The following is a 12,789-nucleotide window of genomic DNA, read 5'->3' as shown; positions in this document are numbered from 1 at the left end:
AACACGCCGATCAGCGCGGGTTCAAGGGCCGGGATGTATTGGTTGCGGCGGGCTCGGGAGATGAGCCAAAAGGAGAGGATGATGAATTTCCATATCAACATCGCTGCGGCTCTCGCCGTCGTCGCTTCGACCGTTCTGGCTTTCACCGGCCAGTCTCATGCAACCGCGTTCGCCGCTTGGCAAGTGGCTGGCGTGCCGTTCGGCGACACGCTCAACGTTCGCAAATATCCGTCCGGCACCTCGCAGAAGCAGGCCGCCTATCCCAACGGGACGATCCTGCAGATGACCGGCAAGTGCACCAGCGGCTTGAATCTTCTGGAGATCGCCGGCCAGCCGCACTGGAAACAGAAACAGGCAATTCGCTATCAATGGTGTCAAGTTTGGCACGACCCGGCGCAAAATGGTGCTTTTGTTAGTGGCTGGGTCTATGGAAAATACCTCACGCCGTATTGAATCCGGTCAGACCGAAGATCTTCTTCGGCGGGTTTCGCCAACGCTTTGCAACTTGCGGTTTGGTACGAATCCGACAATCAGCTGCCCAAACCTTGAAGCATAGACCAAGCATCGCTGCCCATTTTATGAGTCCCTGCTGATTTAGCGATGGCGTGACCTTACGTCATGCTAGTCCTGGTCCGACCAGAAAATATCGCGAAGTTACAGAGTGCACGAAAGATTGAAGCTGAAGAGCGACTATTCGATGAATATCGTTGAATATAGCGCAAGATGCGAATTGACTTACTTTGTCTGTGGGCTCATTAAGATGCCCGGACGCGAATCCATGAAGCTCTTCCCGCGTGAAATTCGCGCCATGCCCGATCTTCCAAAAAGGGCGCAAACAGAAACATCCTTCGTTGGGGCCTAAACCATGGATATCGTCGAAACACCTTCCAGAAATAGCGATGCGCTGATCGAGCTGACCGCCGATGTGGTGGCAGCCTATGTCAGCAACAATCCCGTGCCGGTCGGCGAATTGCCGAACCTTATCGCTGATGTCCATGCCGCTCTCGGGCGCGTGGGCGGAGCAAGCGAACAGCCTCCGGCCGACAAGCAGAAGCCTGCGGTAAACCCGAAGCGCTCTGTTCATGACGATTACATCGTCTGCCTTGAAGATGGCAAGAAGTTCAAGTCGCTGAAGCGCCACCTGATGACCCATTACGGTCTGACGCCCGATGAATACCGCGAGAAGTGGAATCTCGACGCCAGCTATCCGATGGTTGCCCCCAACTATGCCGCTGCCCGTTCGCAGCTGGCCAAGAAGATGGGCCTCGGCCGCAAGCGCAAGGGGCGGTAACACCGGCTCCAATGGACAAGATCAACGGCGCCCCTTACGGCGCCGTTTTTGTTTCTAGAACAATTCCAGGAAAACTGCCGAGCGCTTTCTCTTGGGAATTGCGTCGAAAGAAGAGAAGATAGAGCAATCAAGCAGTCTGCTTGAGAGCCATCTCGGCGTCGCGCTTGACGCGCTTGACCATCGAGCGCAGGCCATTGGCCCGCTGCGGCGACAGATGTTCGTCGAGGCCAAGCGACCTCAGCGTCGCCTCTGCGTCCGTTTCAAGGATCTGGCTGGCAGTCCGTCCCGAAAACAGCGCCAGCATGATGGCGACCAGACCGCGCACGATATGAGCGTCTGAATCGCCTGTGAAGGTGATGACCGGATCGGCGCCCGGCGCTCGGCTCGTGGTCAGCCAGACCTGGCTGACGCAGCCCGGCACCTTGTTGGCGGCGTTGCGTTCGGCGTCGGGAAATGGCGGCAGCGCTTCGCCGAGCTCGATGACATAGCGATAGCGGTCTTCCCACTCGTCGAGCAGGGAGAAGTCGTCGCGGATCGTCTGGATCGTCGTGGCCATTGCTCGGGATATAGTCATCCGCGGCTGCGGCGTCACGGAAAAATAAGAAAAGCACCGCAGGCATCGAGAGGTCCGACCGGCCTGCGGTGTCGCTGTAGATACAGCTGAAACGGTGTTTAGTTCTTCGCCACCAGCTTGGCAGGTATGTTGACTGTCGCCGGCAGCACGATGTCCTTGGCGACGCTGCCGGTGGCCAGCGATGTATCGGGCGAGGTCTCGGCGCTCTTGTCGTCCAGCATGGCGGCGGCGATCTTGGCGGTTTCCTTGGCCCGGGCGCTGATCGTATGCATCGCCGACTTGCCGGTTTCGCAGACGTCCGGCTTACGCTCGCAAATGCCGGCGATGTCGCCGACCGCTTCGCGCGCCGCAAAAAGCGCCTGGAACGGCCCGACGCTCTCGCGGCCATCCTCGTCGGGGCCGACGGTCAGCGGCAGCGCCAGCAACACCAGCGAAAACCAGAACGCCATTCTTATCAAAAAGCCCATCGATCTGCCCTCTCGTCCAATGACCGGATCATGCGTCCATGCGCAATGACCTCTTTATATCAGCGACAATGGCACATGAGGCGCAAAGGACGGCTTTCCTGCTCAGTGAAAATTTTCCTCAAATTTTAGGCAAATTCGAAGCGAGGCGTTTTGCAGTGCATTAGCCTCAAATGCCGGCAATTTTCTTAACCTTGCAGTAACCATCTAAGCGATTGTTGCGCATGGATATCTTCAGAAGAGCAGGCATGCCGGCTCAGGGTTTCGCAGCCACGAGCACGCCCTTTGCACATAACGCTCCGTTTACTATGGCCACAAATGGCGGTGCATTCCGGTGCCGGCGCTCCAATTTTTGCCGCAGCGCGCTCGTTGTTCCGGTCAGCCTTATTCATTCCTTAAACGCTGGATGCGAGTTTCAAACAAGCAAAAGCGACCTGCAAAGCAGGGCAGTCACGACCGGGTGCGAGTGCGTTGAGTTTGACAACTGCCAGATACATTGAACTGCCTGGCGCGCTGGCGGCCGGTTGCGAACGCATGGTCCATCCGGCCATCATCGGCCAGGGCGATCGCCTGCGCCAGCGCCGGTTCATCGGCATCATGCTTGCCGCTCCGTTCTTCGCCGCCGGTGCGGCGGTGACACTGGTCACCTCGGGCATGGGCGCCGCCGTCACCGTCGCAGCCATTTTCGCCGCCTTCGGTCTTTGCTGGTTCGCCGCCTTGCTGGTGGCGGCGTCAGGCAAGATGGCGCTGGCAGCCCAGGTTGCCCTTGCCGCCGGCGGTCTTGCGCTTGCCGGCGCCGTCGCGGCAGCAGGCGGCCTGGCGTCGCCGGTTGCGCTGCTGGCCCTGGCACTGCCATTCGAGGCCTGGTGGATCGGCGGTTCAAAGCGCGCGGCACTTTGGGGCGGCCTCTCGGTCTTGGCCGCAATGCTGCTGCAGCCCTTTGTCGGCTCTGTCGTCCCGCTCGGCGGGGCGCAAGTCGCGGCGTGGCACTGGCTGCTGCCGCTCGCCTGGGGCCTGACGCTGGTTCCCCGGCTCGCAGCCCTCGGCGATGCCGCACGCGCGCAGCCCGCGCTGCTTCCAAACGACCGCCTTGAAGACATGATCGACGCCGTTGTCCTGCATGTCGCCCGGCATGGCGAGGTCCTGGATGCCTCGGCCAAGGCGCGCACCATCCTGAAGCTGCCGCCGGAACTGCTTTTCGGCGCCGGGCTGTTCGACCGCATCCACCTGTCCGATCGCGTCGCTTATCTCAGCGCGCTTGCCGACATGCGCGATGGCGCCCTGGCGCGCCGGCTCGATCTTCGTGTAAGGCTGCCGCAGGACGGCAGCGCCTCGACGGCCGACAATTACCGGCCATTTCAGCTCGAACTGATGCGTGCCGAAGAGCAGCAGGAGACCTTCACTCTGCTGCTGCGCGAGAACGACGAGACTGCCGAATTGCGCGACGAGCTTGCTGCCGCCAATGAGGCCGCAGCGTCGGCCGAGGTGGCAAAGGGCCGCTTCCTGGCGGTCGTCAGCCATGAGCTTCGGACGCCGCTCAACGCCATCATCGGCTTTTCCGACATGCTGCTGCATGAGATGTTCGGCGGCTTCAAGGACCCGCGCCAGAAGGAGTATGTCGGCCTGGTGAAGGAGTCGGGCCAGCATCTGCTTGCCGTCGTCACCTCCATCCTTGATGTCTCGAGGATCGAGGCCGGCGCCTACGCGACCGAGCCCGAACCGTTCCGATTCATCGAAGCGGTCGAGATGTGCCAGTCGATGATGCAGCTGCAGGCCAATGCCAAGAACATCGATCTCCAGGCGCAGATTGCGCCGGACGCCGGCGAGATCAATGCCGACCGTCGTGCCGTGCAGCAGATCCTGATCAACCTCGTCTCCAATGCGGTCAAGTTCACGCCCGATGGCGGCAATGTCGTCGTCGGCGCCAAGCGGATCGGCTCGCGGCTGCATTTCTGGGTCAGGGACACCGGCATCGGCATCGCCGAGGAAGATTTTGTAAATCTCGGCAAGCCGTTCATGCAGATCCAGAACGACTATACGCGCCGCTTCGAGGGCAACGGGCTCGGCCTGTCGCTGGTCAAGGGCCTGGTGGCGCTGCACGACGGCACGATGTCGATCGAAAGCATGCCGGGCGAGGGGACGACGGTCACGATCAGCCTGCCGGTGAACGGGCCGAAGAGGAGCGCGACCGACAGGAACGGCGTGCTGCCGATGCCCGCGACCAGGACGAAAGGCGACGCGAAAGGGGACAGGAATGGCTCGCTCCGCAAAACAGCCTAAGGCGGTCAAGCGCCGCAGCGGCGCGTTCGAGGCCGGCGCGATTGCGCTCGGCGGCGCGATCTCGCGCAATCCGGTCCTGGTCGGCGGGTCGACCGCCTTCCTGGTGACGCTGTTCTACGTTTCCGCCAACGCGCTGTGGTACCAGCCGTTTCCGCATGCCGGCGCCTTCTTCGCCACCCGCAGCATCGAGGGTTTTCCGCACCCCGGCGCGGACGAACCCGAAACCACCATCAACATCCTGCGGCCCGGCCCGGCACCGGTCAAAAGCGACCCGACCGTCGAGCAGGTCCAGGGCATCCTGAAGGATCTCGATTTCTACACGGGAACGGTCGACGGCATTTCCGGGCCGAATACCCAAAAGGCGATCCAGGCCTACCAGCAGAAGGTTGGCCTGCCGGCGTCCGGCGAGATCGATGCTGTGCTGCTCGACCAGCTCGGCGCCAAGCAGACCACAGCTGGCATCCCGCATCCGCTGCCGCGGCCCGTGGATATGGCCGCCGCTCGAGTTGCCGCGCCCGAGGCCGCGCCTGCGCCCATCCCGGTTTCCGCGCCGGTATCCGCCCAGGCGCCCGATGCCCGCATCGTCAAGATCCAGGCCGGCCTGAAGGCATTCGGCAATGACGACATGCAACTCGACGGCGTCGTCGGCGCCCGCACCAAGGCGGCGATCAAGGAATTCCAGTCGCTGTTCGGCCTGCCGGAAACGGGCGAGCCCGACGAGGTCGTCTACGTCAAGATGCGCGAGATCGGCCTGACCAATTGAGTGGTCAAGACGACCGCTCGCGGATAGCCGAAAATCCGGCTAAGACGCCGCGCATGTCCTCCGGAGCCTCGTCATGCGCGTAACCACCGAGTTTTGGGTGTCGGCCCTGCTGCGCCGTGTCTTCGGCGCCGGCGGCTTTGCGGCCGTCGTCAAGCGCGGCGCGACCGAGGCCGGCGCTGTCTTCGTGCTCTCCCGCGGCAGGCTGGGCGACGTCTACCTGTTCGGCCCGGCGCCGCAGACGAGCTACGATTCGGACAAACCGGATGATCGCTTTTTCACGCTGCTCGGCGCCGGCGACGATGCCGCCGCGCTTGACGCCAGGCTCGAGCGGGAGAAAAAATTCGATCCCGACATCTGGGTGGTCGAGATCGAGGCCGGAACGGTTTCCGTCGAGGAGCTTCTCTCCGTCAAGACGCCTTGAGGCTGGCCCCTAAGCTGGCTTTGTCGACGTCCGGCGCTTGGTCGCCATTCGCGGCGACAGGGGTGTTGCCGCGCACCGCTCGCGACAATGTTTCGGCCTTCCAGCCGCGCACCTTGTCGAGCGCCGCCTCGTGGTGCAGCAGCCGGTAGCGGTCGAGGAAGATGCGGATCGCCTGCGGGTGCGGAAACTCCCGGGGGTAAACCGCGACCACGATCAGGAATGCCCTGTCCTCACTGAGGTTGAGCGCCCGCAGCGCGGCGAGCAGCGAGACATAGCTCGAATGCTCGGTCAGCGACCGCGCCGTCGAGAAGTCGATATCGAGCGCGTCGGCAAGCGCGGTCTGGAAGAAGGCGGCGTTGCCGGTCAGCGCCGTCTCGCGCAGCTTGCTGTAAGTTGCTGAGCCGACCGATGTCGCCTCGCCCTCGGCGAGCATCATCGAGCGCAGGCGGCGCCTGGCGGTTTCGGCGGCGCTGCCGGGCAGTTTTGGTGCGCTGGGAGCGGCGGCAGCGGCTTCGGCGTCGGCGCCCGCCACGTCGGCGATCGGCTCGGGCTGCCGCACGCGCACCAGGGTCGGCTTTTCCAGCGCCTTGATCAACTGCGCGATGGTCGGGTTCAAATCCTTGCGGCGGGCAATGGCGCGCGCATGCGGCAGGCCGTGGCGGCCGATCAACGCGATCAGGTCGATGTCGCCGAGCGCCCGCGAACGGACGAGCAAGGGGGCGCAGACATCGACCGGCTCCTCGCAAAGCCGCCGCACCAGGGCGGCCGGCGCATATTCGCATTCGGACAGGGCGGCGGCGACATAGCGGCGCGATTCGACCGGCACGCTGTCGAACAGCGGCAGCGTCAGATCCTCGAGCTGGGCGATCTCGCGGCGCGACGGGCGGGTCAGCGAGCAGAACGCCGACACGGCGGCGCGAAACAGCCTTTCGGCTTTTCCCGATTCCGTCCGTATGGCGATTTGCCTGAAATCCGAAGCTGACACGGAAGATACGCCCGACACTCGACACAACCCGGACCATGCTCAACCGCAACTGTGTCGGTTTCGCGCAAGACCTGGAACAAACATCAAATTAGCCGCGATCCGTTAGCGCTCCGTTAACCCTCTGCCGGCCTTAATCACATTTGGAGGCGTTGCGTTGTGCTCCGGGGCAACCGAGAGGAATACGCGAACCATGGGCATGGTACTGTCTTTCGTGCCGCGATCGGCACCAGTCAATCGAGCAGTTCAGGACACCGGTACGCCGGCGGCGGTGATCATTTTTCCCGGCGTCCGCTACGAGCATCCGCCATTGGCGGGCCAGGCGCGACCGGCGGACAAGCCGGGCACACCACGGACGCCTGTTCCGCACCACTGAGTTTGCTGGTCGTCGGGCTGAGGTCAGTAGTCCTGCAGTTCGCAGGAGCTCTGGTCCAGGAACTGCGACACTACCGGCTTCCAGCTGTCGTCAGGCACGAAGGCGCGGATGACGAAGATGCCTTCCTCGATCGGCGCCTCGACGAAGATCGCCCCTTGCAGGTCTTCGGGAAGCTCCCTGCGCACGTCGATCATCTGTGCCGGCGTCAGCACCACGGTGTCCAGCTTGTTGCCGGTCGCCGTGCGGTCGTTGAATGAATAGAAATTGTGGCCGTTGCGGTCATAGACCGACACCGACCAGAACGGCACGCTGCCCGGCGCCTTGATCCGCACCATGCCTTCGGCAAGGTCGAAGCGGCAGGCGGCGGCGTAAAACAGCGGATCCACCGACTTCACCACCGGCGCGCCGCCCGCCTCGGCATCCAGCCTGGTCATCTTGTAGAGGTCGGACGCCATCGCCAGCCGTGACCAGGCATCGCGCTCGGTAAATTCCGGCACCAGCAAAAGCACCACGATGTGGACGATGCCGGCGCCGACCAGGCCGAGCAGGATGGCGTGCAGCAGCCTACGCATTGCAGCCAGCCTTGACGATCCGGGGCAGCGACACGTCGGAAAGGCCGGTGCTTGAGGCAATCGGCGTGTCGTAGAAGGTGAGCACGAAATACATCCGGCCAAAACCTTCGGTCAGAAGCCAATTGCCGGGGGCCGGACGGTTGCCGACGGCAATGATCACCGAATTGTCGGGCTGACGCAGCACCTGGTAGGATTGCAGCGCCGCCAACCTTGGCTTGCCGGTGTCGACCACGCCGAGCGATTGATCCGCGGCATAGAGCGTCCAGAACCGGGCGGTGGGGAAACTGCCCTCGATCCTGTAGTCGCATTGCCGCTGAAGCTCATCGCCGGCCGCATCGCGCTCGGCGATGAAGGACAAGCCCTCGGCCTTGCCGAGCGCCAGCACGCCCTCGCGCGCCACGCGCGCCTTCGAATAGGGGTCGGCATCTTGCGTGCCGATCTCGGGGAAGGCGGTCCATTGGCCGATGCTGATCGCGCCGACGCCGCTCTGCGCCTGCAGCGCATACCAGACGCTGCCGCCGCCGAGGCCGATGGCTATGGCAAGCGAAAGCAGCGTGAAAAAGGCGGTCTTGAGCATGAAGAACCGGGACGAGAGAATTATCGTTCGGGGATATAGCGGGGCAGGCCACAGAGCAAGCAGCGCTGTGGAATCAAAGCGCCGACAGGGTCTCCGGTGTCTGCGGCGAGCCGAGCACGGGCGCGGCCTGGAACACCTTGGTCATCTCGCGCAGCGTCTGTGTCGTGCGGCTGGACAGCACCGCCGGGCGCTCGGCCGCGGCATCGGCGGCTGCCTGATCGGCATTTTTCTTCTCCGCTTCCTCGGCCTTGGCCGCGATCTCTTCGTCGACGAAGGGCTTGTCGAGGCCGGGGATCGGCTTCAGGTCGATATTCTGGTGCGCGTAGACCATCAGCCGCTGCCACACCATCGCCGGCAGCGTGCCTCCGGTCATGTTGCGGGTCGGGGTGAAGTCGTCATTGCCGAGCCAGACGGCAGCCGTGTAATTGCCGGTGAAGCCGACGAACCAGGCGTCGCGATAGGATTGCGTCGTCCCCGTCTTGCCGGCGACGACGATGTTGGGCAGCTGCGCGCGCCGCGCGGTGCCGATCGCCGGCACCGCAGCCAGCATGGTGTTCATGTATTTCAGAGCCTGTTCCGACAGAACCCGATGCGGCGCCGGCGCATCCTTGGCAAAGTCGTAGACGACATCGCCGGTGCGGGTGACGAGCTGGGTGATGCCGTGCCGCGAGCCGGCGAAGCCGTTCTGCGCGAACACACTGTAGCCCGTCGCCTGGTCCATGACCGTCATGCCCGATGTGCCGAGCACCATGGTCTTGTGCGACTCCAGCGGCGATTCCACGCCGAATGATTCGGCCATCGCCTTGATCGGGCCGATGCCGAGATAGTCCTTGGCCAGCCGTACCGGCACGGTGTTGATCGATTTGGCGATCGCCGTGATCAGCGTCACATTGCCGGCCGAGCCGCCATTGTAATTGTGCGGTGACCAGCCGCCCCAGCTGATCGGCCCGCCTGAGACGACGGAGTCCGGGGTGAACCCGTGCTCCATGGCGGTGGCGTAGACGTAAGGTTTGAACGAGGAGCCGGTCTGGCGCAGCGCCTTGGTGGCGCGGTTGAACTGGCTTGCGCCATAGTCGCGGCCGCCGACAATGGCGCGCACCGCGCCATTGGTCTCGATCACTACAACGGCGCCCTCGGTGACGTTGTACTCCTTGCCGAACTGGCGCAGGTGAAATTCGACGGATTCTTCCGCCGCTTTCTGGATGTTGGCATCGAAAGTGGTGTGTGCGACCAGCGAATGCTGGCCGGGCTTGGCGATTTTCTTGACCTCATCGAAGGCCCAGTCGAGGTAATAATCCGGGCTCTTCTGCTCGCCGCGGTCGACGATCTCGGCTGGATGCAGCCTTGCCTGCAGCACCTGGCCTTCGGTCATGAAACCGGAATCGACGAGGTTCGACAGCACCACATTGGCGCGAGCGCGGGCAGCGGGCAGGTTGATGTGCGGGGCGTATTTGGTCGGCGCCTTGAACAGGCCGGCCAGCATCGCCGCCTCGGCGAGGTTCAGATCCTTGACGCTCTTGCCGAAATAGAAATCCGCCGCCGCCTCGATGCCGAACGTGCCGCCGCCCATATAGGCGCGGTCGAGATAGAGCTGCAGGATCTCCTTCTTCGACAGATTGGCCTCCAGCCACAGCGACAGGAAGGCTTCCTTGATCTTGCGCTGGAAGGTACGCTCATTCGACAGGAACAGGTTCTTGGCCAGCTGCTGGGTGATGCTGGAGCCGCCCTGGACGACGGAATTAGCCCGCACATTCTCGAAGATGGCGCGCGACAGGCCGAGCACGTCGATGCCGTAGTGCTCGAAGAAGCGCCGGTCCTCGGTCGCCAGCACTGCTTTGATGACATGGTCCGGCATCTCGTCGACAGGCACGGAATCGCGCTGGATGATGCCGCGCTGGCCAATCTCGTTGCCGTAGCGGTCGAGGAAGGTGACGGCGAAATCGCCCTGACTGCGCCAGTCGCCAGTGGTGATCTGGAAGGCCGGCATCGCGAGTGCGAGCAGCACGACGACGCCGCCGGCGCCCATCGTAAAACCTTCGCTCAGCACCTCGATGATGCCGCGTCGCCAGCCGGTGACTCGGAAGCGCCGCGAAAAAATGGTCGCCGATTCCCAGAACTGGCCGGCCTTGAAGCCGATTTCGTAGAGCGAGGAATCGATCCACGCGTCCACCGCCAGCAGTGCGGCGGCGATCGGACCTCTTCGTCTTGGACGTCGTTCTAAAGGACTGGCCATTCCCGAAACTCACCCAACCCACCTGAGAACCGCAAGCGGGCAATTTCAGGGCGGGCATACCCGGCGAAGACTATTCTTCCATTTCAGCCCGGCTCACAAGGGCAGCCAGGCCACACCGCACGGTTTGTTGAGCGCCGCCCGGATCGTGACGCTGGAGGTCGACGCCGTCGATGCCGACGCCAGTGGCTTCGAGCCAGTCTGGCACAAGGGCCGGCGTGTCGGCTTCGTCGCCTCAGCCGGCTATGGCTACACAATAGGCAAAAGCGTCGCGCTGACGTTGCTGGGCGACGAATTCGCCGGGGAGGGGACCGCGCTTTGGGTGCACATTGTCGGCGTCGAGCGGCCGGCGCGAATTATTCCGGCCTCGCCATACGACCCCGAGGGCAGGCGATGCGGCAATGAGGAGTTTTGGCCATGGTCGATGACATTATAAGGGAGACCAGGCGCGAGCGCCGGCGCGGGCACACCGGTGAGGCCGGCAGCGGGCCAAGCCGCCACCCGAACTATCGCTCGCTCAAGAACCCGTTCCTGCCGCAGCCGGTGTTTTCGGACGACCAGGTCGCGGCCATCCACGACACGGCGTTGCGCGTGCTGGAAGAGCTCGGCATCAAGGTGCTGCTGCCGGAGGCACGGGCGATCTACGCCAAAGCCGGTGCGCTGGTCGACGAGGACAGCCGGATGGTGCGCATCGGCCGCGATATTGTCACTGCGGCACTGGCCTCGGCGCCGAAATCCATCCGGGCGCTGGCGGGCGACCGTAGCCGCGATCTCATGCTGGAGCTCGGCTCGATGACGTTCCTCGCCGGGGCCGGGGCGCCCAACGTCACCGATCTCGAACGCGGACGGCGTCCGGGCACGCTCGCCGCTTTCGAAGAACTGACCAAGCTTGTTCAGAATTTCGATGTGCTGCATATGCTCGGCCCCTGGATCGAGCCTCAGGATGTCGACAACCGTTTACGCCACTATGCCGTCAACCGTGCGCAGCTGACCCTGTCGGACAAGTTTCCCTTCGTCTTCGCCCGTGGCACGCCGCAGGTCGAGGACGGGTTCGAGATGATCCGGTTGGCGCGCGGCCTCTCGCAGGACGAGTTCCTGGCCGGCGTCCATTGCTATACCGTCATCAACACCAATTCGCCGCGCCAGCTCGATATCCCGATGGCGCAAGGCATCATCGACTTCGCCAAGGCCGGCCAGGTGTCCATCATCACGCCCTTCTGCCTGGCCGGCGCCATGGCGCCGATCACCGTCGCCGGCGCATTGACGCTGCAGCATGCCGAGGCGCTGGCTGGTCTCGCGCTGGCGCAGATGGTGCGGCCGGGCGCACCGGTGGTTTACGGATCCTTCTCCTCCAATGTGGACATGAAGTCCGGCGCACCGGCCTTCGGCACGCCCGAGCACGTCAAGGCGACGCTGGGCGCCGGTCAGCTGGCCCGCTTCACCGGCCTGCCTTGGCGGTCCGGCGGCGGCAGTGCGGCCAACATTTCCGATGTGCAGGCGGCGCACGAGACGCAGTTCGCGCTGTGGGGCTCGGTGCTTGCCGGCGCCACCGTCTGCATCCATGCCGCCGGCTGGCTGGAGGGTGGCCTCAGCGTCTCCTACGAGAAGCTGATCACCGATATCGAGGCATTGCAGACGGTTGCCGAACTCTGCGCTACGACCCCCGGCGACGAGGATTCGATCGGCTTCGAGGCGATCGCTGAAGTCCAGCCGGGCGGGCATTTCTTCTCCGCCGGCCACACCATGACGCGCTACCGCACCGCCTTCTACGAGCCGCTGGTCGCCGATTGGTCGAATTTCGGCAGCTGGACGCAGTCCGGTTCGAAGTCGGCCACCGAGCGCGCCACCGGCATCTGGAAGCGGACGCTGGCCGACTTCCAGCCGCCTGCGTCGGCCGTTGCCACATCCGATGTGCTCGACGAGTTCATTGCCCGCCGCACCGAAGGGGGCGGAGCGTTGCCGGTGTCGTGAGGTTGGCAGCCGTCACGTCGGCCGCTTGTCGCCGGTCTTCGACGGCTCGCGGCGAATCGGCCCGGCATCGGCCTGCCTGTGCTTGTCGGCGGCAATCCGGCGGATGCGATCGAAGCGGCTCTCCTCCGCCGGCTTGGTCGCGGATACAGCGTTTGGCTTCGGGGCGAATGTGATCATCTGTCGATCTCCCTGTCGTTGATGACAGTCTTGACTGACTGACGGAAATTCCTGGCTCGCCGGGGAAATGTCCCCGGCAGCCTGTTCTGATTTATGCCCGCCCAGATTCCC

General features: G+C 63.8%; 14 protein-coding genes. 7 read left to right on the top strand and 7 right to left on the bottom strand.

All coding sequences use genetic code 11. From position 1 onward, the window contains the following. The first annotated feature begins 81 nt into the window (after positions 1-81). Both NKJ64_RS22935 and NKJ64_RS22930 read left to right on the top strand, forming a co-directional pair. Positions 82-453, top strand: a complete 372-nt coding sequence (locus tag NKJ64_RS22935; RefSeq protein WP_081732468.1) for a hypothetical protein — start codon at positions 82-84, stop codon at positions 451-453. Between the two features lie 412 nt (positions 454-865). Further along, positions 866-1,291: a Ros/MucR family transcriptional regulator gene (locus tag NKJ64_RS22930; RefSeq protein WP_023673680.1), complete on the top strand. Its 426-nt coding sequence runs from the start codon at positions 866-868 to the stop codon at positions 1,289-1,291. A gap of 127 nt (positions 1,292-1,418) precedes the next feature. Here NKJ64_RS22930 and NKJ64_RS22925 read toward each other — a convergent pair whose 3' ends face one another. Further along, complete coding sequence (locus NKJ64_RS22925; protein WP_023673679.1) at positions 1,419-1,847, bottom strand: SufE family protein; 429 nt, start codon at positions 1,845-1,847, stop codon at positions 1,419-1,421. A 116-nt stretch (positions 1,848-1,963) separates the two neighbouring features. After that, positions 1,964-2,332 (bottom strand): DUF5330 domain-containing protein, encoded by a 369-nt coding sequence (locus tag NKJ64_RS22920; RefSeq protein WP_023684546.1) that lies wholly within the window; start codon positions 2,330-2,332, stop codon positions 1,964-1,966. A gap of 531 nt (positions 2,333-2,863) precedes the next feature. Between NKJ64_RS22920 and NKJ64_RS22915 the strand changes: the two genes are divergently transcribed. The 3 genes from NKJ64_RS22915 (at position 2,864) to NKJ64_RS22905 (ending at position 5,793) form a co-directional block, all read left to right on the top strand. Then, on the top strand, positions 2,864-4,609 hold the full coding sequence (locus NKJ64_RS22915) for a sensor histidine kinase (RefSeq protein ID WP_352463415.1): 1,746 nt from the start codon (positions 2,864-2,866) through the stop codon (positions 4,607-4,609). Further along, positions 4,584-5,372 carry a peptidoglycan-binding domain-containing protein gene (locus tag NKJ64_RS22910; RefSeq protein WP_023727647.1) on the top strand — a complete coding sequence of 263 codons (789 nt, stop codon included), beginning with the start codon at positions 4,584-4,586 and terminating at the stop codon, positions 5,370-5,372. Before NKJ64_RS22915 ends, NKJ64_RS22910 begins: the two co-directional genes overlap by 26 nt. 73 nt (positions 5,373-5,445) lie before the next feature. Further along, complete coding sequence (locus NKJ64_RS22905; RefSeq protein WP_352463408.1) at positions 5,446-5,793, top strand: DUF1491 family protein; 348 nt, start codon at positions 5,446-5,448, stop codon at positions 5,791-5,793. Here the strand turns inward: NKJ64_RS22905 and NKJ64_RS22900 are convergent. From NKJ64_RS22900 to NKJ64_RS22885, 4 genes are all read right to left on the bottom strand, one after another. Then, the gene (locus tag NKJ64_RS22900) at positions 5,780-6,778 is read right to left on the bottom strand and encodes a hypothetical protein (RefSeq protein ID WP_352463407.1); all 999 of its coding nucleotides are present in this window, start codon (positions 6,776-6,778) and stop codon (positions 5,780-5,782) included. The genes NKJ64_RS22905 and NKJ64_RS22900 overlap by 14 nt on opposite strands. Positions 6,779-7,174: 396 nt before the next feature. Then, positions 7,175-7,723: a DUF1254 domain-containing protein gene (locus tag NKJ64_RS22895; protein WP_352463406.1), complete on the bottom strand. Its 549-nt coding sequence runs from the start codon at positions 7,721-7,723 to the stop codon at positions 7,175-7,177. After that, positions 7,716-8,300, bottom strand: a complete 585-nt coding sequence (locus NKJ64_RS22890) for a DUF1214 domain-containing protein (RefSeq protein WP_023670163.1) — start codon at positions 8,298-8,300, stop codon at positions 7,716-7,718. The genes NKJ64_RS22895 and NKJ64_RS22890 overlap by 8 nt, the downstream gene beginning before the upstream one ends. 73 nt (positions 8,301-8,373) lie before the next feature. Then, entirely contained in the window at positions 8,374-10,533 is a 2,160-nt protein-coding gene (locus tag NKJ64_RS22885; RefSeq protein WP_023684539.1) for a transglycosylase domain-containing protein, read from the bottom strand. 127 nt (positions 10,534-10,660) lie between these two features. Between NKJ64_RS22885 and NKJ64_RS22880 the strand changes: the two genes are divergently transcribed. Next, positions 10,661-10,966, top strand: a complete 306-nt coding sequence (locus NKJ64_RS22880) for a glycine cleavage T C-terminal barrel domain-containing protein (protein ID WP_023727644.1) — start codon at positions 10,661-10,663, stop codon at positions 10,964-10,966. Beyond that, on the top strand, positions 10,948-12,501 hold the full coding sequence (locus tag NKJ64_RS22875) for a trimethylamine methyltransferase family protein (protein WP_352463405.1): 1,554 nt from the start codon (positions 10,948-10,950) through the stop codon (positions 12,499-12,501). Before NKJ64_RS22880 ends, NKJ64_RS22875 begins: the two co-directional genes overlap by 19 nt. Positions 12,502-12,513: 12 nt before the next feature. Here NKJ64_RS22875 and NKJ64_RS22870 read toward each other — a convergent pair whose 3' ends face one another. Next, entirely contained in the window at positions 12,514-12,678 is a 165-nt protein-coding gene (locus NKJ64_RS22870) for a hypothetical protein (protein ID WP_023687237.1), read from the bottom strand. Positions 12,679-12,789 lie beyond the last annotated feature (111 nt).

Source organism: Mesorhizobium sp. M0062 (assembly GCF_040323125.1).
Taxonomy (GTDB): domain Bacteria; phylum Pseudomonadota; class Alphaproteobacteria; order Rhizobiales; family Rhizobiaceae; genus Mesorhizobium.
This window is presented reverse-complemented; position numbering and strand designations above follow the sequence as displayed.